The organism is Actinomadura opuntiae, from assembly GCF_030283205.1.
Lineage (GTDB): Bacteria > Actinomycetota > Actinomycetes > Streptosporangiales > Streptosporangiaceae > Spirillospora.
This window is the reverse complement of record NZ_JASNWF010000015.1, coordinates 58,324-80,402: the sequence shown is the minus strand read 5'-3', so window position 1 is coordinate 80,402 and position 22,079 is coordinate 58,324. Positions and strand designations below refer to the sequence as shown.

The window sequence follows — 22,079 nt, the reverse complement described above, 5'->3', positions numbered from 1 at the left end:
GCGATGTCGGCGCCCCAGTACCGGGCCGCGCATTCGCCAGGTTGGTCGGCCTGGTGACGGTTGAGCCGGCGGAGTTATTCCTCGCGCGTCAATACTTGAGGCCCCAACGTCGCTGCGAGGCGGAGGGCGCATTCGAGTTCGAGGCGCCGATCGCGAAGATCACGTCCTGTACTGTTCTCGACCTTCTTGACGCGGTAGGCGACCGTGTTGCGGGCGACGTGGAGTATCTCGGCGGCCTTGGCGAGGCTTCGGTCACAGGAGAGGTAGACCGCGAGGGTCTCCCGCAGTTCGGCGGCGGAGGGGGTGTCGAAAGACAGGGTGCCGAGCTCGCGCGCGACGAACATTCGGGCGAGCTCGAGATCCTGGCCGAGCAGGACGGCAAGCTCCACATCGGCGTACCAGGTCACCGTTGCGCCGGTCATTTCAGAGGTTGCGGTGGACCGTACCATCTCGGCGGCCCGTTGTGCCTCGCGGTGGGATTGCCGGAATCCGGCCATTCCAGTGGCGAGGGTTCCCGCCATGACGTGGGTGCCCGGCTCTGTCGGTACGGCGAGCTTCGGCAGTTGGGCCGGTTTCGAGCGCCAGGATGCCCAAGCCCACAGGGAGGAGGCGCCATGGGGAACGACGAGGGTGGCGCCGCATCCACTGTCCGCCAGCATGTGGGACGCCGTGCGTTGCAGGTGACTGGGGGTCGCTGGACTGCCGGGGGCGTGCCAGAGCACGAGCGCCAGGTGGTACCGGGCGAGCGGGTAGCCGAGGGTGCGGGATGCCTGATCGACTGCGACCGCGTGGCCGTCGAGGATGGTCCGGACCAGCTCGGCTCGTTCGGCTGCGGCGCTGGTCACCCACCGGTCGTGCTCGGTCAGGTACTCGGTGGCCATGCTGGAGGAGAAGTGATCGATGTACTCGAACAGCAACTCGGAGACGCGTTGTATCTCCGAGGTCCGCAACGGCTCCTCCACGCTGATGGCCGCGGCGCCGAGAAGCGCGCGCGACATCATCGCGTGCCCGATCCGGATGCCGCGCAGGACGAGATCCAGGGGGATGCCGCGCCGGACGAAGTCGCGATCGCCCTCCAGCGCCTCGCGGCCGGCGCCGGTGATGGCGGCGCTGTCCTCGGAGACCAGCAGCAGCATGGCGCGCAGAATGGCGGACTCGGTGCCCATGCGCAGGGTCTGGAAGGCTTCCTCGCCCCCGCCGAACTCGGGGATCTCGGCGATGATCGTCACCGCCATCCGGTGTCCGAGGTCGACCGCCCAGTCGAACGCGCCCGGGCCGAACGCGTCGATCGACTGGGCGATCAGCGGTGGGTGACTGGCCGGGGCGTGGACGCCGGAACCGGTGAGCGTGCGCAGCCAGCGTCCGCCGCGATCGGCCTGGTGGGCGGAGTTCACCATTCGGCGTAGTGGTCGCGCTGCCAGGTGCCTCTGCTCGGCACGGTGCGTGTGTCGAGCTGGCACAGGGCGCCTCGGAAGAACACCAGCGGGCCGGACGGTACGGATGGTACGTCGAGGTCGAGCACTCGGCCGACGACCAGCTCGTGGTCGCCGACGGTGACGACGGACTCCAGACCGCAGTCGATCCATCCGATGGCGCCGGCCACCCGTGGGGCCGGGTGTTCGCCGGATACCAGCGGCACATCGGCGAGTCGGTCACCGTGCTTGCGGGCGAAGGCCTGGCATATCGCTCCTTGGGCGTCGCTGAGGATGTTCACGGTGAAGTGCCCGGCGTGGCGCAGCCGCAGCAGGGTCGTGGAGGCGGAGTCGGCGAAGAAGCCCACCAGCGCGGGGTCCAAGGAGATCGACGTGAAGCTCCCGACCGTCATGCCTGTCGGTCCGTTCTGATCGGACGTGGTCACCACGCACACCGAGGTGGGCACGTGACCCAGCGCGCGCCGGAACGTCGCCGGGTCGGACCGTGGCGGCAAGGCCGTCGCTGTCATGGGATCCTCCGGTGGTCCTGGGACGGATCGGTGCCCGGAGCCGTCGCGGTGGGCGACGCCTCCGACCACATCGAGTGAAGCACGCCACTCCGGTGCGTGTTTTGGTCCTGGGGTCCAATGCTCGTGCGGCTCGTTGAACTCGCCCGGGATGCCGTGACGGTTGTCACAGCGCAGTCCAAGGGTGGCTCGATTTTGTGGACTGGCAGCGCAAGCGGCCGGCTCTGACGGTCCCGCATCGTGGGGGACATACCCATTTTCGTCTCTGACCGCTCCGGCGAGCGGCTCCAGATCGTAGGAGCACGCCATGACCACCACCACTACCGCCCGTCCGTCGACGCAAGCCCCGGCTGAGGCCCGGTTCGACAGCGAGGACCTCGTCGCCCGCGCCGCTGACCTGGTGCCGTTGCTTCGCGCCAACGCCGCCGCCACGGAGGAGAACCGTCGCGTGGTGGAGGCGAGCATCGAGGCGATCGCGGCGGCCGGCCTCTACCGTCTCGCCGTCCCGGCGCGGTTCGGCGGACTCGAGACCGACCTGCGAACCTCGCTACGCGTGAGCGTGGAGCTCGGCCGTGGTGACGGGTCGGCCGCATGGGCCAGCACGTTGATGAACGTCTGTGCGTGGATGGCCGGCCTGTTCCCCGACCGCGCTCAGCGCGAAGTGTGGGGCGAGGACCCGGACGCCCGTGTATGCGGCGTTCTCGCGCCCACCGCCACCAGCGTCCACACCGAAGGCGGCCAGATCGTCACCGGGAAGTGGGGGTTCGCATCCGGGTGCCTGCACTCGCAGTGGGCCGGCGTCGGTGTTCCGGTCATGAACGCCGACGGCGAGCAGATCGACCAGGGCTTGGCCCTCATCCCGATGAGCGACCTGAGCATCGAGGACACCTGGTATGTCGCGGGCATGCGCGGCACCGGCAGCAACACGCTGGTCGCCGACCGGGTGTTCGTCCCCGACCACCGCATCATGTCCGTTTCTCGCGCCATCGGCGGCGACTACCCCACCGAGCACACCGGCGAGCCGCTCTACCGCTCCGCGCTGGTGCCGGTCCTCGCGCTGGTCCTCGTCGCTCCTCAACTCGGCCTGGCCAAGCAGGCCCTGGAGCTCGTGGAGGCGTCTCTCGCGAAGGGGAAGGGCATCAGCTACACCTTCTACGACAAGTCGGTACTGGCTCCCACCACCCAGCTCCAGATCGCTCAGGCGGCCCAGCTGATCGACACCGCCGAGCTGCACATGCTCCGGGCCGCCACCGACATAGACGAGGCGGCCGCCTCTGGGGAGTACCTCGACTTCCTCACCCGCGCCCGCGTCCGGGCCGATGTCGCCACGGTCGTGCGGAGGTGCCGCGAGGCGGTCGACCTGCTGCTCAACGTGCACGGCGCCGGCAGCTTCGCGGAGGCCAACCCGCTCCAGCGGGTCTGGCGCGACCTGGAGACCGGCGGACGCCACGCGGTGGTCAACCCAGAGATCGGCTACGAGCTCTACGGTCGCGCCGTCCTCGGCGTGGAGTAGCAGATCACCGCCCTGATCTGAGGACCGACCACACGAACGCACCAGTTCAGGACAGGCAGGACATGAGACTCGCCAACGTGGACGGCCGCGCCGTTCTCCTCACCAGCGACACCGACGGCATCGACGTGGCCGAGGCCAGCGCCGGGAGGTTCGGCCCGGACCTCCCCGTCATCTACCAGGAGTGGGACGGGTTCTGTTCCTGGGCGGACGCCCAGGAGGCCACCGCGACGTCCGCCGGGTCCCGACCGCGGGTGTCGTTCACCCGCGCGCAGCTGCGCAGCCCGTCGCCGGCGCCTCGCCAGATCGTGGCGATCGGCCTCAACTACCACACCCATGCCGCGGAGTCGGGCTTCGAGGCGCCCACCGGGCTCCCGCCGACGTTCACCAAGTTCGTCAGCAGCCTGACCGGGCCCGACGCCGAAGTGACGCTCCCCCCGGGCGGCAACACCGACTGGGAGGTCGAGCTCGTAGTGGTGATCGGCCGGACCGCCAGGGCGGTCTCCGAGGCCGACGCCTGGGGGCACGTGGCCGGCCTCACCATCGGCCAGGACATCTCCGAGCGGGTCGCCCAGCTCGCCGGACCGGCACCTCAGTTCAGCCTCGGCAAGTCGTTCCCGCGCTTCGCGCCGGTCGGACCGTGGCTGGTCACCCCCGAGGACGTCCCCGACCCCGACGACCTCGCGCTGGGCTGTTCGGTCAACGGCGAGGTCATGCAGGACGGCCGCACCCGCGACCTGATCCACCCGGTCGCTCGCCTCGTGTCAGTCCTGTCCCACACGATCACGCTGCTTCCCGGCGACCTGGTCTTCACCGGGACACCGGACGGCGTGGGAGCGGCGCGGCGGCCTCAGCGCTTCCTCCAGAGCGGCGACCGGCTGCACAGCTGGATCGAGGGCCTGGGAGAACAACACCAGCACTTCGTGTCCGGCGCGGCCGCCGCCGACACCACCGACACCCGGCCTTGACAGGCTCTGCGGAAGTAAGGCGATCCCATGGCACTGCACCGGCTCACCTCCATCACGATCGGCGTCCCCAACGTCGAGGAGACCGCCGCCTACTACGACGACTTCGGCCTCGTCTCCCACGGCGACGGAAGCTTCAGCACCGTCGACGGCGGGCGGCAACTCCGCATCGCGGCTTCACCGGTCCGCCGGCTGCTCGGCATCGGCATCGGCGTCGACGACCCTGACGACCTGGACAGGATCGCGACGCGGCTCGGACGCCTCGGCCTCACCGCCGAGCGCGAGGGCGACACCCTGGAGACCCGCGAACCCATCGCCGGGTTCCGGGCCAGCCTCACCGTCAGTCCGCGCCTGGAGCAGCCGCGCTGCGAACCCGTGCTCTACAACGGGCCCGGACGCGTCGAGCGCGACGGGCGGGCCCCCGGGGTAGGGCGTGAAGGGCCGGTCAGGCCGCGCAAGCTCGGCCACGTCGTGATCGGGTCCACCGACCAGGAGGCCACCCAGCGCTTCTTCGTGGAGGGCATCGGGTTCAAGGTCAGCGACACCGTCCCGTCCCTGGCCGCGTTCATGCGATGCTCGACCGACCACCACAACGTGCTGGTCCAGCAAGCTCCGGTGAACTTCCTGCACCACACCTCGTGGCAGGTCGAGGACGTCGACGAGATCGGTCGCGGCGCCACCGCGATGCTGGAGAAGGACCCCGAGCGGCACGTGTGGGGCCTGGGCCGCCATCACGTCGGGTCGAACTTCTTCTGGTATCTCAAGGACCCGGCCGGCAATTTCTCCGAATACTACTCCGACCTCGACTGCATCGTCGACGACGCCCTGTGGACGCCCGGAGTCTGGGAAGGCGCCAAGGGCTTGTACAACTGGGGCCCGCCCCCGCCCCCGTCCTTCCTGGCCCCCGAGGACCTCGCCGGTCTCATGACCGGTGCGCACTCGTCCTGAACACCATGGACTCGGCCACAACGAGCCCGATGACCGGGCTCCCCTCCGCCCCGGCCACCCGGATCGACCGATTCGCCGCAGCGGCCGCAACCCGCTTCGGCGTCACCGTCGACGACTACTGGGACCTGCATCGCTGGTCGGTCGAAGACCCCGAGCGGTTCTGGGCCCTGGTGTGGGAGTACTTCGACGTGCCTTCCTCCCGGCCGTACGACCGGGTACTGAGCGACGGCCCGATGCCGGGGCGGCGCTGGTTCGACGGCGCTCGGCTCAACTACGTCGACCAGGTCCTCCGGCACCGCGACCGGCCCGGACCGGCCGTGGTGTCGATCGCCGAGGACGACACGCGCACCGAGCTCGGCTGGAGCGAACTGGCGCACCAGGTCGCGGCCTTCGCCCGCGGGCTGCGCGTGCTCGGTGTCCGTCCGGGGGAGCGGGTCGTGGGATACCTCACCAACTCGGTCGAGGCGATCATCGCGTTCCTGGGCTGCGCGGCGGTCGGAGGTGTCTGGGCCGGGTGCGCGCCCGATTACGGCGCGGCCGCGGCCACGGACCGGTTGCGGCAACTCCAGCCCGCCGTCCTGGTGGCCGTGACCGCCTACGACTGGGCAGGCGAGACCCATGACCGGCGCGGCGTGGTGGCCGACCTGGCCGCCGCATTGGGCGTCGGAGCCGTCATCGCCGTCGAACGATCCGGGCTCTCGATCGAACCCGGCCACCTCTCCCAAGCCCGCGTGGTGCGGTGGAACGACGCGATCACCACCCCGGGTTCCGACGCGCACGTCGAGCAGGTGCCGGCGGACCACCCGCTGTGGGTGCTGTTCTCGTCCGGCACCACGGGTGTCCCCAAGGGCATCGTCCACGGGCACGCCGGCGTCTTGGCGGCACATCTCGCTCTTCTCGGACTGCAGCATGACCTTGGGGCGGACGACACGCTCTTCTGGTACACCACGACCAACTGGATGCTCTGGAACGTGGTCGTGTCGGCCCTCCTGGTCGGAGCGACCACGGTGACCTTTGAGGGAAGCCCGACCCATCCCACCACCGATCGGCTGTGGCGGATCGTGGAACGCGAGCGGGTCACCATGTTCGGTACAAGCCCGGGACACCTCCAGCACAGCAAGACCGTCGGGCTCGCTCCCGGTGCCACCCACGACCTCGGCTCACTGGCTCAGATCGCGGCCACCGGCGCACCCGTGCCCGCCGCCCTGAACGACTGGGTCCGCGAACACGTGGACGAGACGATCCCGCTGGTCTCCACCTGCGGCGGCACCGACGTGGTGAGCGCCTTCCTAGGAGGCGCCCCGAACCTGCCCGTTCACCCCGGCGAGATCTCCGGACCGCTGCTGGGCGTCGCCGCCGCAGCCTTCGACGAGCAGGGCCGTGCCGTACGGGACCGTGTCGGTGAGCTGGTGGTCACCGCACCGTACCCGTCGATGCCGCTGCGGTTCTGGGACGACCCGGACGGGGAGAAGTACCACCAGGCCTACTTCGCCACCTACCCCGGCGTATGGAGACAGGGCGACTGGGCCACCCACACCGGTCGCGGAACCTTCATCGTCCACGGGCGCTCGGACTCGACGCTGAACCGCAACGGAGTCCGGATCGGGTCCTCCGACATCTACCAGATCGTGGAGAGGGACCCCGCGGTGGCCGAGGCCCTGGTGCTCGGCGTCGAGCTCGCCGACGGCTCCTACCGGATGCCGATGTTCCTGGTCGCCGCGCCCGGTCATCGCCTCGACGACGCCGACCTGCGGCGGCTTGCCGACCTGCTGCGCCGCGGGGGCTCCCCGCGCCACGTCCCGGACGAGATGCACGTCGTCGAGGCCATCCCGCACACCAAGACCGGCAAGAAGCTCGAGGTGCCGCTCAAGCGGATCCTGCAGGGAGCGGCGGCGCACCGGGTCGTGAGCGACGGAGCCATCGACCGGCCCGATCTCATCGCCTACTACACCGCGCTCGCCAAGCGCTGGCAGACCGATGCCGGACCACCGGTCGAGCCGACCGAGGCGCACCCGTACGACGACGGCATCCGCCCATGACGCACCGCCCACTCCCATGTCCACCGGCCAGCCACCACGAAGGAAGATCCGATGCCACACCGCGATGACGTCCCTCGAGCCCTGCTCCGCCGCTCCTTGCTCGCAGGCGGCGTGGGCATCGGCGTGTCGGGGTACTACGCGCTTCCGGCCGCGGCCGCAGCCGGATCGCCCGATTCTGGCAGGCGCCCGATGGACCTCGCCGGGCAGAAGGAAGTGGAGAGCGTAGTGCTCACCGAGCGGTGGGCACGCGACATGGCGCAGTGGGACGTGATGGCCGAGCAGTTCCATCCGGACTCGCTGGTCGACATCTCGTGGATCCAGACCAGCGGACCGGAGTTCGTCAGGCTCTCACGTCAGAGCTTCGAGGCCGGTGGACGCAGTTGCCACGTCCTCAGTCCGGTGTTGATCCAGGTCAACGGCGACCGCGCCACCGCCGACACGGGCGCGATCATCGCAGGGCAGATCAGCGTGGGCGGCGTCGACGTCTGCCTTACCGCCTACAGCCGCATTGTCGAGCGGCTGGAGAAACGTGGCAGCGACTGGCGCATCAGCGAACTGAAGTGCATCTACCAGTTCGATTATCTGACCCCGCAGGATCCCGACGCGACCGTGCGCATCGACGCCGATCGGCTCGCCCGCTACCGGCCGTCTTACGCGGCGCTGTCGTACTGGGTCGAGGAGACCCGTGGCGCCGCCGCCGTCCGCGACGATCTCGCCGGCGTCGACCGGCCCGGGACGATCAAGAAGCTCTACGCGGCCAACAGTGCCTGGCTCGCCCGTGGGCGGCGGCGCTGATGACCGACGGACCGCTGGTGGACGTGCACGCGCACTTCGTCACCGACACCTACCGCGACCTCGCCCGGCAGGCCGGACATCAGCGACCGGACGGCATGCCCGGCTGGCCGTCCTGGGACGCCGCCACCCATCTGGAGCTGATGGACCGGTGGAGGGTGCGCACGGCAATGCTGTCGATCTCCTCACCCGGCGTGCACTTCGGCGACGACAGGGCCGCGCGCACTCTGGCCAGGGACGTCAACGAGGCCGGCGCCGCCATCGCCCGTGCTCATCCCGGCCGGTTCGGCCATTTCGCCTCTCTGCCGCTGCCCGACGTGCCGGGCGCCCTGGAGGAAGCCTGCTACGCACTGGACGTGCTGCGCAGCGACGGCGTGGTGGTCGAGACCAACGCCGGCGGCCGTTACCCGGCTGATCCCGCCTTCGCCCCGCTGTGGCGGGAACTGGACGAACGAGCGGCGGTGGTCTTCGTCCACCCGACCTCGCCACCCGGTTGCGAGGCCGTGAGCCTGGGCTGGCCCCGCCCCATGCTGGAGTTCCTCTTCGACTCCGCCCGCGCCGCGACGGACCTGGTGCTGTCCGGGGTCCTGGCCCGCCATCCGCGCATCCGATGGATCTTCACCCACGGCGGCGGCGTGCTGCCGCTGCTGGCCGACCGGCTGGAGATGTTCCGCGCCTCCTTCGGCCAGGGCACGCGCGCGACGAACGTCCGGCACCAACTGGCGCGGCTGTGGTTCGACATGGCCGGCACCCCCTTCCCCCGCCAGATCCCCGCCATGGTCGACGCCTTCGGCGGCGAGAGGCTCCTGTACGGCAGCGACTACTGCTGGACGCCCGCCGCGCTGACCACCGCCCAGATCTCCGCGCTCGACACCGCCGAGCAGCCCGACGGGCAGACCTGGCGCACACTGACCACCCGCAACGCCCGCGAACTCTTCCCCCACCTCACCTGAACCACGCCGCCAGGGGGCCTTCTTCATGACCGCCGCTTTGCTGCTGAAGTCCGCAACCGTCGTCGATACCCGCGACGGAACGCTGACACCGGGCACCGACGTGCTCATGCACGACGGCCGCATCCTCCAGGTCCGCCCCGGCATCGCGGTACCGGACGGTCTCAGATCCGTCACCGTCGACGTCGATGGCACCTACGTCGTGCCCGGCTACAACGACATGCACGCGCACCCGCTGGGCAACGGCGATCACAGCGGTGCGCTGCGGCTGATGCTGGCGCACGGCATCACCGGTTTCCGTCAGATGTCAGGAACGCGCGGTCTGCTGCGCGCACGCTCCGCGGGCACGCTCGCCTTCCCCACGGCCTCACCCGCCCTGCTGGCTACGCCCGGGCCCCTCCTGACCCCGGCCAACGCCGCCACTCCGGCCATGGCTGCCGCCACCGTCCGCGAGCAGCACCGGGCGGGAGCCGACTTCATCAAGGTCGGCATGGTCAGCCCAGAGGTGTTCTTCGCCGCCCAAGCCGAGGCGCTTCGCCTCGGCCTGCCCATCGCCGGGCACCTTCCGCCGGGCATCGACGTGCGCAGAGCGTCGCGCATCGGCGTGAAATCCGTCGAACACCTCGGCCCGGGCGTCGCGCTGTTCGCCTGCTGTTCCAAAGAGCACACTCACATCGAGGACGTGATCGCGGAACAACGCCGGCCGAAGCTCCCGCCTTTCAAGATCCCCTTCCTGGAGCCGATCCTGGGCAAGGCCCTCCGGAAGATGATCGTCAACCCGGCCAATCGCAGCAGACCCGCCGACGTCCGGCTTCTCGATCATACGGTCAGGTCCTTCGACGACGACCTGGCCCGCTCTCTCGCCCGGCGCTTGGCCGCCGACGGCACCTGGCAGGTGCCCACCCTGATCCGGCTGAAGACCAGTCAGCTGTGCGACGACCCAGCCTTCGCCGCTGACCCCGACCTGCGCTACATGGGTCCGGCCACCCTCAAGGAGTGGACGGCGGCCGCCGAGAAGTACTCTCGCTTCCCCGGCCCGGCCCGCGCGACGTTCCAGGCCGCCTACCGCCGCCAGCTCGAGCTGACCGAGCTGTTCGACGAGGCAGGGGTACCGATGCTCGCGGGCAGCGACTCCTCCGGAGCCGTCTGGGAGGTGCCCGGAGCGGCACTGCACCACGAGTTCGACGAACTCGGCCACGCCGGCCTGACGCCGCTGCGCGTCCTGCAGATGACCACTCTGCGAGCCGCGCAGTTCCTCGATGCCACCGACACCATGGGCACCGTCGCCCCCGGTAAGAACGCCGATCTCGTCCTGCTGGCCGGCAATCCTGTCGAAAGCGTCGCCAACCTGCACCGCATCACCGCGGTCGTGCGAGCCGGACGCCACTACTCAGCGGCCGACCTTGACGCGATCAAAGAAGGGCTCGCCGCCGCCCCAGCCGTCAACTGAACCCCAGAAGCAATCCCCGCGCAACGGCACCCGCCTGCCTGGCCGCCGCCGGCGGCTGTGTGCAGGCCTCTTTCTTCTCGCCAGGCCTGCTGGCCGCCCCGGGAGCAGCGCTGTCCCGGGCGGTCAGTAGGAGACTGGGAAGCCGCTTGGTGGAGCGGGGGCCGGGTGTGGTGTGGGCTGGCCTTGAGTGCGGCTTGGCGGCGGCCACGGTGGTCTCGCAGAGTCGACGGAACGCAGCGCGTCCAGGCCGACGCACAGCACCGAGATGCCGCTGTCGAGCGCCGCGGCGCAACTGCCCTTGGAGGGGTCGAGGATCAGTCCGCCGATCAGGCGACGCTGTGCCTTTGCCCGGCCGCGGCACCTTTTCCTGCGCTTGACGCATCTTGGCGATGGTGCGCATGGTGGCGCCCTCGCCCATGGCGAGGCGAATTCGCCGGCGACGAAGGTCAGTATGGCGACCTGGTCGAGCGCGCAGATCTCCTCGATGTTCTCCACCGCTTCGACGGTTTCGATCATCGGGATGATGAGGAGGTCATCGTCGCTGGCGCGCATGTAGTCGTTGAATCCGGTGATGGTGTAGCCGGGGACGCGCAGCGCCGGGCACAGTCCGCGCTTGCCGCGGGGTGGGAACGTCAGGGCGTCGATGATCGCGCGTACGTCTTCGCCGACCGCACCATGGGCACCACGATGCCCCGGGCAGGTCGTGGGCCAAGGTGGCGTGGTTCGTTGGGCGGACCCCGTTGCTTGGGCTCACCTGGCGTTCCGCACCAACATCGAGGCGTGACAGGAGCCGATTCACAGACGCAGCGGGGAGCGCGCGGACGCCGGGACTGGTCCACGTGGCCGCACTATGACGCGGCCGCGGCGGGATTCCGCGGCTACTGGTACCCCGTCGCCTGGTCGAACCAGGTGACCGGGAAGCCGACGGGCATCACGCTGTGCGGAGACAAGATCGCGCTGGTCCGGGATCGGGGGACCGCGTACGCGTTGCATGACCGCTGCCCGCACCGGGGCGTGCCTCTCTCGCTGGGCCGCCGCGAGTTCCCCGGGACTCTGAGCTGCCCGTATCACGGGTGGACCTATGACCTGAAGGACGGCGAGCTCGTCGCGGCGATCACCGATGGGCCGCAGTCGCCGATCTGCGGGAAGGCCCGCGTCGCGACGTACCCGGTGGCCGAGCGCCTCGGAATGGTTTGGGTGTACGTGCCCATCGCCGACGAGGTCCCGCACCCGATCGACGATCAGTTGCCCGAGGAACTGGTCGAGAACCCGTTCGTCATGGGCGGCCGCATGGACGACCGCGCCGGCAATTGGCGCTTCGCCTGCGAGAACGGCTATGACGAGGGGCACGCCAAATACCTGCATCGCACGTCGCTGTGGCGGCTGTTCAAGGCGATGCCGACGTGGAACGTGACACGCATCGTCCCGCAGGGCCGCTGGATCTACCGCAAGCAGGAAGAGCAGTTCTGGGAGGCGGACTTCCCGGGGCTCGGCCGCTGGACGAACAAGCGCTGGTGGAAGCTCAACCCGCCCGCCGCGAAGGCGGGGAGCACGCCGTCCAACATCGGCAACACCGGAGCGGCGGCCAAGGTCGACCCGGTCATCGCCGCGCAGAACTTCCCTGGTTTCGCGTCGGTGTCGATGCCCGGCGTTCTGCGCATCGCCTACCCCAAGTTCATCCACTACGAGTTCTACGTCCCGGTGGACGCCGACCGGCATCTGTACGTCGGCGTGATGGTCAACTTCCTCCGCGGTCCGGCGACGTTGAAGTTCTACGCCAAGTACCTGGGCTGGATCCGCTGGCTGTTCCACGGCCAGTTCTCCGGCCAGGACGCGTGGATGGTCGACGTGACCGACGCGCCTCCTGAGCAGCTGTACCGGCCCGACGTCTCGCTGACGGCCTGGCGGGGCCTGGCCGAGAAGGAGTTCAAGGCCAAGCTCGCCGCGGTCCGGAAGGAGGACGACTGAGATGCGACGCGCCCTGGTGATGACCGTGCTAGCGGCCCTGGTGGTGCTCGCCTGGCGGTTGCGGCGGACGAGCCGGACCCAAATCCACCGGATCAACCAGTGAACTGGGTCGAGCGGGCCCGCGCGAACGTGCGCCGCGCGCGGCTGCTGGAACTGGTCACGGGACTGGTCGCGATTCCCAGCCCGACGGGCGACGAGGGGCCGCTGGCCGAGTACGCGGCGGCGCAACTGGCGGCCGGCGGGCTGCGGTCAGGGACGCTGCCGCTGGACGACCGGCAGGCGTGCGCCTGGGCGCGGCTGCCGGGCACGGGCGGCGGCCGTGACCTGATGCTGTACGCGCCCGTCGACACGCTGACCATCGGACGCCCCGATGAGGACGTCCCGTGGATCGGCCCGGAGCTACGTGCCGACATGCGTGCCGAGCCGGTCGTCCACGGGGACTACGTGGTCGGGCTCGGAGCGGGCAACCCGAAAGGGCATGCGGCCTGCGTGATCGCCGCGGCGGAGGCGGTCGCCGCGGCCGGGGTGCCGCTGGCGGGCGACCTACTGGTGGGGCTCGGTGCGGGCGGCATGCCCACGAACTCGCCCCGCCTGGACGATGACGTCCGCCGCCACACCGGCCAGGGCGTCGGCTGCGCCTTCCTGCTCGAGCAGGGGTTCTGGCCGGACCACGCCGTTATCGCCAAACCGGGCTGGACCGTCTCGCATGAAGAGGTCGGACTGGCCTGGTTCGAGGTGACCGTGCACGGCACGCACACCTACGTCGGCAGCAGGCACCGGCTCCCGTACCGCAACCCGATCACCCTGGCGGGCGAGGTGGTCGCCGGGCTGGAGGCATGGTTCGAGGAGTACGCCGCCCGGCACACCGCCGGAACGGTGGCGCCCCAGGGAGTGGTGAGCGCGATCGAGGGTGGCTGGATGCGGATGGCCGCCGTCACTCCGGCGGCCTGCCGGTTCCGCTGCGACTTGAGGCTCCCGCCGGATCTGACTCCGGCGGCGGCCAAGCGCGAGTTCGCGGCGGCCATCGAAGAGATCGCCGCCAAGACAGGAGCGGAGATCACCTGGGAGACGGTGCTGGCCATCCCCGGCACGCGCACCGCCCCGTCCGACCCCGTGGTCACCGCCGCCGTCGCCGCGTTCCAGGAGGTCGAGGGCGGCCCGCACGTGCCGATCCTCGGCAACTCCGGAGCGACCGACGCCAACATCCTGCGGTCGCGCGGCGTGCCGACCGTCCGGGTCGGGATGCCGAAGGCGAGCACCGGCGGGCTGGGCATCGACCCCTCCGCCGACTTCCAGATGGGGATGAACACCGTGGACCTGCGCGAGATGGAGCGGCTCACCCGCCTGCTGATCCGGGTCGCGATCGACGTGATCGGAGTGCACGATGCCGGCTGAGATCGTGCTCGGCGTCGGCGCGTCCCACAGCACGCTGATGAACACCCACTGGGAGGAGACCGCGCAGAAGGCCGAGGCCACCCGGTTCCGCGACGCGCTCCACCAGGCCCGGGACCTGCTCGCCGAGGCCCGCCCGGACACCGTGGTGATCGTCGGCTCGAACCACTTCCGGGGCTTCTGGCTCGACCTTGTCCCCGCCTTCACGATCGGCGTGGGGGAGTGCATCGCCAGCGGCGAGTCCGGCACCCCCAAGGGCCCGCTGCCGGTGGACGTGCCACTGGCCCGGCACATCGCCTCCTCGCTGGTGGAGGGCGACTTCGACCCGGCGTTCTCGGCTCGGTTGCAGATCGACCACGGCCAGACGCACGCCGTCCAGTACCTGCTGAACGGTCTGGACGTCGACATCGTCCCGCTCGTGGTGAACGTGTTCGCGCCACCGCTGCCGACCACGGCGCGCTGCGCCGCTCTCGGTGAGGCGCTGCGCGCGGCCGTGCAGGCCTTCCCGAGCGACCGGCGCGTCGCGGTCATCGGATCAGGCGGCCTGTCGCACCGGCTGCCGTGGCCGGACTGGCGGGATCCGCACGGTGACGACGAGGAGTTCATGGTCGCCGCCTGGATGAACGGGCGCGGCGACTGGTCCCGCTACGACGCCCGCCGGCGGCAGATCATCCGGGCCGCGCCGAGCATCGTCAACCCCCGGTTCGACCGGGAGTTCCTCGACCTGATCGAGACCGGCCAAGCGGACCGGATGTGCGCCTTCACCACCGATGAGCTGGAGCGGGTCGCGGGCAACGGCGCGCAGGAGATCCGCACGTGGCTGGTCATGGCCGCCGCTCTCGGATACGCGCCCGGCCGCCGGCTCGCCTACGAGCCCATCGACGACTGGCTGACCGGGATGGCCGTGGCCGTCCTCGACCCGACCGCGCAGAAGGAGCCCACCACATGACGATCTGGACCGACCTCACCGGCGTGGACCACCAGTTGGCCTACGTCGACGCGGGAGGCGTGCGGACCCGCGCGCTCATCGCCGGCCCCGAGGACGGCCCACCGCTGGTGTTCCTGCACGGCACCAGCGGACACCTGGAGGCGTTCGTCAGGAACATCCCCGTCCACGCCGCGGCCGGCTACCGGTGCCACGCCATCGACATGCTCGGCCACGGCTACACCGGCAAGCCCGACCACCCGTACGAGATCCCGCGGTACGTCGAGCACCTGACCGCCTACCTCGACGCGATCGGCGCGGACCGCGTCCACCTCGTCGGCGAGTCGCTCGGTGGCTGGGTGGCCGCCTGGCTGGCGAGCGAGGACCCCGGCCGGGTCGCGTCGCTCCAGCTGCTCGCGGCCGGCGGCACCAAGGCCGACCCGAAGATCATGGAACGGATCCGCACCTCCACGCTCAACGCGGTGCGGACCGACGACATCGACCTCACCCGCAAGCGGCTGCACCTGCTGATGCACGACCCGGCCAAGGACGTCTCCGAAGAACTGGTCGAGATCCGTCACCACATCTACCACCAGCCGGACTTCGTGGCGAACGTCCACAACCTTCTGTGTCTGCAGGACATGGAGACCCGGCAGCGGAACCTGCTGCGGCCCGACCGGATGGCGCGCATCACCGCGCCGACCTTGATCGTGTGGGGTCGCCAGAACCCGTTCGGCGAGGTGCCCGAGGCGCAGGCGATGCACGAAGCGATCTCCGGGGCGCGGCTGGAGCTGTTCGCCGAGTGCGGCCACTGGCCCCAGCACGAGCGCGCCGACCTGTACAACCCGCTCTCGCTGGAGTTCCTGAAGGGCGCGTCATGATCCGCTTCGGCTACGCCGACACGCCCGCCGGGCAGGTGCACTACGCCGAGTGCGGGAGCGGTCGGCCGCTGGTCCTGCTACACCAGACCCCGCGATCGTGGGACGAGTTCCGCGAGGCGGTACCGCTGCTCGCCGGCGGCCGCCGGGTCATCGCGCCGGACACGTGCGGCTTCGGAGCGTCCGCGCGGATTCCCGAGCACTCGATCGAGGCCTACGCAGCCGGAATCCTCGGCCTTCTCGACGCACTGGGCGTGAACGAGTTCGACCTGGCCGGCCATCACACCGGCGGGGTCGTCGCGGCCGAGATCGCCGCGCGAGCTCCGGAGCGGGTGCGCAAGCTCGTCCTGTCGTCGACCCCGTACATCGACGAAGGGGCGCGGAAGCGCCGCGCGTCCCGCCCGGCGATCGACGCGGTGGACGAGCGGCCAGATGGTTCGCACCTCACCGAACTGTGGCAGCGCCGCGCGGCGTTCTACCCCGAGGGCCGCCCGGACCTGCTCACGCGTTTCGTCCGGGACGCACTGCAGGTCTGGCCGGACGTCGAGCACGGGCACGCCGCGGTGAGCGCGTACCGGATGGAAGAACGGATCGGGCTCATCGCGTGCCCGGTGCTGTGCATCGGCGCCTCAGCGGACCTATATGCCTTCCCTGAACTCGGACCGCTCACCGAACGCATCCCGCACGCCGAGACCGCTGTCATCGAGGGCGGGGCCGTCCCCCTGGAGTTCCAGGCCGCGGAGTTCGCCCGCCTGACCGCGGAATTCCTCGGCCGGAGGTGAAAGGAACGACGAGCATGCCAACCGAGACGACCCCCGCGTCCGCCGGAACCTTCATCAAGGCCGACGGCGTCACTTACCACTACATGGACCTCGGGCAGGGCGCACCGACGATATTCCTGCACGGCGGCGGACCCGGCTGCACAGCCTGGAGCGACTTCGGCCCCGTCGCGCCGCTGTTCGCCCGCAACAGGCGGTGCCTGCTCGTGGACATCCTGCAGTACGGCAAATCCGAGAAATGTGTGATCGAGGGCCCGATGTGGGACTTCCACGCCGCCAAGACCGTCGCGCTGATGGACGCGGTCGGTATCGAGCGGGCCGACTTCGTCTGCAACTCCTGGGGCGGCACCATCGCCCTGAACCTCGCGGCGAATTACCCGGACCGGGCCCGGTCGCTCGTCGTCACCGGTTCGATGCCGGTCTTCTACGGCCCGCTGGCCCCCCTCCCGGAAGGCGGAAGACGCGGTCGGAACGCCCGCGACGCCTACTACGGCGGAGGCGGCCCGAGCCCGGAGAAGATGCGCGACCTCATAACGAGGCTCGAATGGTACGACCCCGACGCCATTCCTGCCTCCACCGTCGAAATGCGATACGCGCAGAGCATCGACCCCGAAGAGATGGAACTGGCGGCACGGTCCGACAGCCCGCGAGGCGACTGGCAGGACCTCACCGCCGAACTGGGCCGCATCCAAGCGCCCGTCCTCTTCTGCTGGGGCATGCAGGACGCGTTCCTCACCCCGGACTACCCGCTGATGCTCGCCCGGATGGTTCCGCGCGGACAGCTCTACGTCATGGACCGGGCAGCGCACCACCTGCAGGAGGAGCGCCCGCACGACTACCACGCCGTGGTCAACGGTTTCCTCGCACAGGAGCACGGGTGAACCGCAGAAATGGCGGCCCCGTCCAGGCGAAACTCAACGATCGAATTGGAGAAATGGAATGAAACCGTTCGCGTCGTCGGCCGATCTGGTGGAGAAGGAGCGGAGCCTGGAGGTGCTGGCGGACGGCGTCTATGCGCTGACCGCCGAAGGCGATCCGAATGTCGGGGCGGTCGAGGGCGAGGATTTCGTCGTCTGTTTCGAGGCGCTGGCGACGCCGGTGGCGGCGCGTGAATGGCTGTCGATGCTGCGCGAGTACACCGACAAGCCCGTCCGGTATCTGGTGCTGTCGCACTATCACGCGGTGCGGGTGCTGGGGGCGAGCGCATTCGATGCCGATGTCATCGTGGCGCACGAGAAGACGCGCGAACTGGTCGCCGAACGCGGGAAGCAGGACTGGGAGTCGGAGTTCGGGCGGATGCCGCGGCTGTTCAAGGAGCCGGAGTCGATTCCGGGTCTGACGTGGCCGACGGCGACGTTCAGCGACCGGTTCACCATCCAGTTGGGCGGCGACCGGGGCGAGCTGGTGCTGCGCTATTGCGGCCGCGGGCACACCGAGGGCGACATCGTGGCGTGGTTGCCGCGGCAGAGGGTGCTGTTCGCCGGTGACCTGGTCGAAGCGCAGGCGGCGCTTTATACCGGCGACGCCTTCCACCGTGAGTGGGCGTCGGGCACCTTGGACCGCGTCGCGGCGCTGGGCGCCGAAGCACTGGTCGGCGGACGCGGCGCGGTCGCGGCCGGCCGGGAGGCGGTGGACGCGGCGATCGGCCAGACGCGGCATTTCTTGCAAGTGATGATCCGCGAGGTGACGGCCGTGCAGGGACGCGGAGGGACGTTGAAGGAGGCGTTCGAGGCGGTCCACACCGAGCTGGAACCGGAATACGGACGGTGGCCGATCTTCGAGCACTGCCTGCCGTTCGACGTGTCCCGGTTGTGGGACGAGCTGTCGGGCATCGGACGCCCGGCCATCTGGACCGCCGAGCGCGACCGGGCGGTCTGGGACGAGCTTCAGGGGTGACGATGAAAAGGAAGGAGACCGAACCGGTCGTCATCGTCGGCGCTGGCCCGGTCGGGCTGGTGACGGCCCTGTTACTGGCCCGCTTCGAGATTCCCACGATCGTGCTGGAGGCCGCCGCCCGGCGGGATCCGGCCGGGTCCAAGGCGATCTGCTTTCAGCGCGACGTCCTGGACGTCCTCGACCGCGTCGGCTGCGCGGAGAGGATGATCGCGCGCGGCGTCACCTGGACGACCGGCCGCACCTACTACCGCGGCACCGAACTGTTCGCGGTCACGTTCCCGGCCGCGGGACGCAGCACCGTACCTCCATGGATCAACATCTCGCAGGCCGAGCTGGAGCGGTACCTCCTCGACCTCGCCGCCGGGGAACCACTCATCGATATCCGATACGGGCACCCCGTCATCGGCGTCCACCAGGACGAGACCGGGATCGAGGTCGACACGGCCACCGCGACCGCCAGGGTCGTCGTCCAGGGCAGCCACCTCGTCGGCGCGGACGGCTCCAAGAGCACGATCAGGCAGCTCATGGGCATCGGATTCCCCGGCCGCTCGTTCAGCGACCAGTTCCTCATCTGCGACATCCGCGCCGACCTGCCGTTCCCGAACGAGCGCCGCTTCTACTTCGACCCCGCATGGAACCCCGGCCGCCAGGTCCTGGTGCACCAGTGCCCCGACCGCACCTGGCGCATCGACTGGCAGGTGCCCGCCGACTACGACCTCGAAGCCGAACGGGCATCGGGCGCGCTCGACGCCCGCATCCAGAAGATCACCGGCGCCGCCCCGTACGAGATCGTCTGGCTTTCGGCCTACCGGTTCCACCAGCGCCGCGCCGAGACCTTCTCCCGTGGACGCGTGTTCCTGGCGGGCGACGCGGCGCACCTGTACGCGCCGTTCGGAGCGCGCGGGCTGAACTCCGGCGTCCAGGACGCCGAGAACCTCGCCTGGAAACTCGCATTCGTCCGCCGCGGCCAGGCTCCGGAAGACCTGCTCGCGAGCTACGACATCGAGCGGCGCGCGGCCTCTGGCGAAAACCTGGCGGTCACCACCCGCACCATGGAGTTCCTCGTCCCGCACACCGACGAGGAAAAGGAACGCCGGCTGGCCGCGCTGGAGGCCGCGCTCACCGACCCCGAAGCCCGTGCCCAGATCGACTCGGGGAAGCTCGCCGAACCCTACTGGTACCTGGACTCGCCGCTCACCACCCCCGCCGGGCCGGTCGAGGACTTCCCCCGTGCGGCCGGAGCCGTCCGGCCACCGATCCCCGGCGTCCTCTGCCCCGACGGGCCCTGCGTGATCAACGGGTACAAGACGAGGCTCCGCCGGCTGCTCGGCACCGATCTCATCGTGCTGATGGGCAACGAGAAGCGCGGCGACGAGCTCGCAGAACGGTTGCAGGGCCTGCCCGTCCGGACCTACTTTCTAGACGCCATCGACGCCGACGGCGTCCTCCGCGCCGCGCTGGAGGCCGGTCCGGACACCGTCCACCTCGTCCGGCCCGACGGACACCTCGCCGCCGTCCTCCCGGGCTTCGACCCCGGCGCGCTGGCCCGCGCGGTCCGGCGGGCCATCGGTCACCGCTGACATAGGCGAGGGCGGCCGGGCCATCGCAGACCCGGCCGCCCTCATCCGGATCAGGACCGCTTGACGGTCAGCTTGAAGACGTTCGGGTACACGACCTGCTGCACGGTGAGGCAGCCGCGGGCGCCCGTGAGCGTCAGGTTCTGGGCCTCGTAGCGCTCGAGCGCGCTCTCGTTGATCTCACCGACCGCGACCGAGTTCCCCTGCGGGGTGGTGAGGGTGTCGGTGCAGACACCGTAGTAGTCGTTGCCCACCTTCCGGGTCGTTGTGCAATCGGTGTGCACCGACCCGACGGTCTCTCCGCCTCGGGTGTAGGAGAGTGAGCCGGTCGAGATGAGCCTGCTGCCCGCGCCGCGCGGGTCGCAGGTCGGGTTGTCCGGGCCGGGCGTGCAGGCGGGGATGAACTGGGTGTCCCCGTCCGCGACGGTCTCGTAGTAGACGTTGGTGGTCGCCGCGGCGGCCGGGGACACTGCGACGCCGACGCCGGCTAGCGCCATCGCGAATGTGATGAGCACCTTGCGCACTTGTCCTCCTGGAGTGGAGAGGGGGAAATGATCGCTGCGCAGCGGCCTCATCGTCGACCGGCGCGGACGCCGGTCAAAGGTGCGTGGTTCGCCCACCGATACCGCGAGGTCAGCGCCGCCAAGCGCCGGTCCAGCAGATACCGCCGTACCCGGGCCAGGACCGGTCCAGGACGACCAAGCCCGAGGCGGCCGCCCATCGGATGACCGGTCCGCTGGTGAGCTTCACGCGATGCCCGTCGACGACCACGGCCCATGCCAGCACCGCACCGCCATTGGGGTCGGGACGCGTCAGTACCCGCTCGCCGGCGCCCGGCGCCGGGAGCACCTGCACACCGAAGCAGTCCGACGGCGGCGTCGGACGGTCCAGCACCGTGTCGTGCACCGGGACGACGATCGGTGCCGGAGCCGGCGGCGAGGGGATGACCGCGCCAGGATCGAGCGGGTGGTCCGGGTCCATCGGCGCGACCAGGAACACGTCGGCGTCCGGCCGCGCTTCGCTCGGGCCCGAGCCCGCCGAGTCGGGCGTGTCGACGTACAGGGTGATGAACCGGCCTGCGACCCACGCCGTCTCCACCTCGTCGGCCGTGGGCCGCTCACCGGCGAGCGCCGGGGCTGTTCCTCCCAGCAGCAACAGTCCGATGACCGCTGCGGCCATCGCAATACCGCGTCGCATGGACGCCTCCTTACGCAGAGGGAATGGAATACCCCAACGTCGATCGGCGCCATACCCGCGAGCAATCCATTCGTTTCGCTCACCGATCTCTCGCCAGGCTGCCTGCGACCGACTCGAAGTCCTGCACCGTCACCGTCTTGCCCATGCGATTGGTCCGGCCTGCAAGCGTCATGGCGCTCTAGAGGATCTCGGGTCGCAAGAGATATGGTTCCGCGCGGAGTGCGGGGCGGTCGGCTTCGGATACCGCTAGCCACATCGCACGCTGGCCGGTAGGCCAGGAGAACGCCTCCCACAGTCCGACCGTGGCGAACCGGGTGTCGAGTCGTCGGGTGATGGTCTGGACGCATGTGAATCCCGCGGCGGTGAGAAGGGCTGCGGCCTGCTCGTCGGTGCTGCGCGGGCTCAGCGGCCCGTCGGCCCACGCGTCGCGGGTTCCGTTCGGCAGGTACGGGAGAAATGCTTCGCCCAAATGGTTGTCCCGTAATGGGCCGGCACGCCGATGCGGGTGGCCTCGCTCAGCAAGTACGCTGCAGGGCCTGCTGGCGCTGACCGAGGGCCGCACCCCGCCCGCGCCCGGACATGGAGACCAACTAGCCGAACTGGCCCTCGGCCTCATCGTGCTCTTCTCCGCCGGGCCGGGACGTCATGGCCGCCCTACGGGCCCGCCGGTGGGCGCGGCGGCGTCCCGGTGGGGGACCGTACCACGGCTGATCCCGGCACTCCTGCGGGTCGTGATCTCCGCTGCCTACCCCGACATCGTCTCGCGGATCTCCGCGAGCCGCGCGGTCACCTGGACGCAACTTACCTACTGCGCGGCGCCGCTGACGATCGCCCTGGCCACCGCGGCACCCGCCGGGACGTCCACGGGGGCACT

At 70.1% G+C, this 22,079-nt stretch carries 20 protein-coding genes; 15 read left to right on the top strand and 5 right to left on the bottom strand.

Annotation, left to right across the window (positions count from 1 at the left end):
• Window positions 1-74: 74 nt before the first annotated feature.
• A complete protein-coding gene (locus tag QP089_RS30035) occupies window positions 75-1,397 on the bottom strand; it encodes a PucR family transcriptional regulator (protein ID WP_285916007.1) in 1,323 nt (440 codons plus the stop codon).
• Window positions 1,391-1,942 (bottom strand): flavin reductase family protein, encoded by a 552-nt coding sequence (locus QP089_RS30030; protein ID WP_285916005.1) that lies wholly within the window; start codon window positions 1,940-1,942, stop codon window positions 1,391-1,393. The genes QP089_RS30035 and QP089_RS30030 overlap by 7 nt, the downstream gene beginning before the upstream one ends.
• A 304-nt stretch (window positions 1,943-2,246) precedes the next feature.
• On the opposite strand from QP089_RS30030, the gene QP089_RS30025 reads away from it, so the two are divergent.
• From QP089_RS30025 to QP089_RS29995, 7 genes are all read left to right on the top strand, one after another.
• Complete coding sequence (locus QP089_RS30025; protein ID WP_285916003.1) at window positions 2,247-3,452, top strand: acyl-CoA dehydrogenase family protein; 1,206 nt, start codon at window positions 2,247-2,249, stop codon at window positions 3,450-3,452.
• Between the two features lie 62 nt (window positions 3,453-3,514).
• Window positions 3,515-4,417: a fumarylacetoacetate hydrolase family protein gene (locus QP089_RS30020; RefSeq protein ID WP_285916001.1), complete on the top strand. Its 903-nt coding sequence runs from the start codon at window positions 3,515-3,517 to the stop codon at window positions 4,415-4,417.
• Between the two features lie 27 nt (window positions 4,418-4,444).
• Window positions 4,445-5,362 (top strand): VOC family protein, encoded by a 918-nt coding sequence (locus QP089_RS30015; RefSeq protein WP_285915999.1) that lies wholly within the window; start codon window positions 4,445-4,447, stop codon window positions 5,360-5,362.
• 29 nt (window positions 5,363-5,391) lie between these two features.
• Window positions 5,392-7,401: an acetoacetate--CoA ligase gene (locus QP089_RS30010; RefSeq protein ID WP_285915997.1), complete on the top strand. Its 2,010-nt coding sequence runs from the start codon at window positions 5,392-5,394 to the stop codon at window positions 7,399-7,401.
• A gap of 51 nt (window positions 7,402-7,452) precedes the next feature.
• Window positions 7,453-8,196: a nuclear transport factor 2 family protein gene (locus tag QP089_RS30005; RefSeq protein WP_285915995.1), complete on the top strand. Its 744-nt coding sequence runs from the start codon at window positions 7,453-7,455 to the stop codon at window positions 8,194-8,196.
• A complete protein-coding gene (locus QP089_RS30000; protein ID WP_285915993.1) occupies window positions 8,196-9,146 on the top strand; it encodes an amidohydrolase family protein in 951 nt (316 codons plus the stop codon). Before QP089_RS30005 ends, QP089_RS30000 begins: the two co-directional genes overlap by 1 nt.
• 25 nt (window positions 9,147-9,171) lie before the next feature.
• A complete protein-coding gene (locus tag QP089_RS29995; protein WP_285915991.1) occupies window positions 9,172-10,593 on the top strand; it encodes an amidohydrolase family protein in 1,422 nt (473 codons plus the stop codon).
• 123 nt (window positions 10,594-10,716) lie between these two features.
• Here QP089_RS29995 and QP089_RS29990 read toward each other — a convergent pair whose 3' ends face one another.
• Entirely contained in the window at window positions 10,717-11,145 is a 429-nt protein-coding gene (locus tag QP089_RS29990; protein ID WP_353070636.1) for a hypothetical protein, read from the bottom strand.
• 228 nt (window positions 11,146-11,373) lie between these two features.
• On the opposite strand from QP089_RS29990, the gene QP089_RS29985 reads away from it, so the two are divergent.
• The 8 genes from QP089_RS29985 (at window position 11,374) to QP089_RS29950 (ending at window position 20,011) form a co-directional block, all read left to right on the top strand.
• Window positions 11,374-12,561, top strand: coding sequence for a Rieske 2Fe-2S domain-containing protein (locus QP089_RS29985; protein ID WP_285915989.1), 1,188 nt, complete (start codon window positions 11,374-11,376; stop codon window positions 12,559-12,561).
• Window positions 12,562-12,660: 99 nt separating this feature from the next.
• Entirely contained in the window at window positions 12,661-13,956 is a 1,296-nt protein-coding gene (locus tag QP089_RS29980) for a peptidase dimerization domain-containing protein (RefSeq protein ID WP_285915987.1), read from the top strand.
• A complete protein-coding gene (locus QP089_RS29975; RefSeq protein ID WP_285915985.1) occupies window positions 13,946-14,902 on the top strand; it encodes a DODA-type extradiol aromatic ring-opening family dioxygenase in 957 nt (318 codons plus the stop codon). Before QP089_RS29980 ends, QP089_RS29975 begins: the two co-directional genes overlap by 11 nt.
• Window positions 14,899-15,759, top strand: a complete 861-nt coding sequence (locus QP089_RS29970) for an alpha/beta fold hydrolase (RefSeq protein WP_285915983.1) — start codon at window positions 14,899-14,901, stop codon at window positions 15,757-15,759. The genes QP089_RS29975 and QP089_RS29970 overlap by 4 nt, the downstream gene beginning before the upstream one ends.
• On the top strand, window positions 15,756-16,538 hold the full coding sequence (locus QP089_RS29965; RefSeq protein ID WP_285915981.1) for an alpha/beta fold hydrolase: 783 nt from the start codon (window positions 15,756-15,758) through the stop codon (window positions 16,536-16,538). Before QP089_RS29970 ends, QP089_RS29965 begins: the two co-directional genes overlap by 4 nt.
• Before the next feature lie 14 nt (window positions 16,539-16,552).
• Window positions 16,553-17,416, top strand: coding sequence for an alpha/beta fold hydrolase (locus QP089_RS29960; RefSeq protein ID WP_285915979.1), 864 nt, complete (start codon window positions 16,553-16,555; stop codon window positions 17,414-17,416).
• A 58-nt stretch (window positions 17,417-17,474) separates the two neighbouring features.
• Entirely contained in the window at window positions 17,475-18,431 is a 957-nt protein-coding gene (locus QP089_RS29955; RefSeq protein WP_285915977.1) for an MBL fold metallo-hydrolase, read from the top strand.
• A 2-nt stretch (window positions 18,432-18,433) separates the two neighbouring features.
• Window positions 18,434-20,011 (top strand): FAD-dependent monooxygenase, encoded by a 1,578-nt coding sequence (locus QP089_RS29950; protein ID WP_285915975.1) that lies wholly within the window; start codon window positions 18,434-18,436, stop codon window positions 20,009-20,011.
• Window positions 20,012-20,061: 50 nt separating this feature from the next.
• Here the strand turns inward: QP089_RS29950 and QP089_RS29945 are convergent, their stop codons facing one another.
• Both QP089_RS29945 and QP089_RS29940 read right to left on the bottom strand, forming a co-directional pair.
• A complete protein-coding gene (locus QP089_RS29945; protein ID WP_285915973.1) occupies window positions 20,062-20,532 on the bottom strand; it encodes a hypothetical protein in 471 nt (156 codons plus the stop codon).
• Window positions 20,533-20,641: 109 nt separating this feature from the next.
• Window positions 20,642-21,205: a hypothetical protein gene (locus QP089_RS29940; RefSeq protein WP_285915971.1), complete on the bottom strand. Its 564-nt coding sequence runs from the start codon at window positions 21,203-21,205 to the stop codon at window positions 20,642-20,644.
• Window positions 21,206-22,079: the final 874 nt, after the last annotated feature.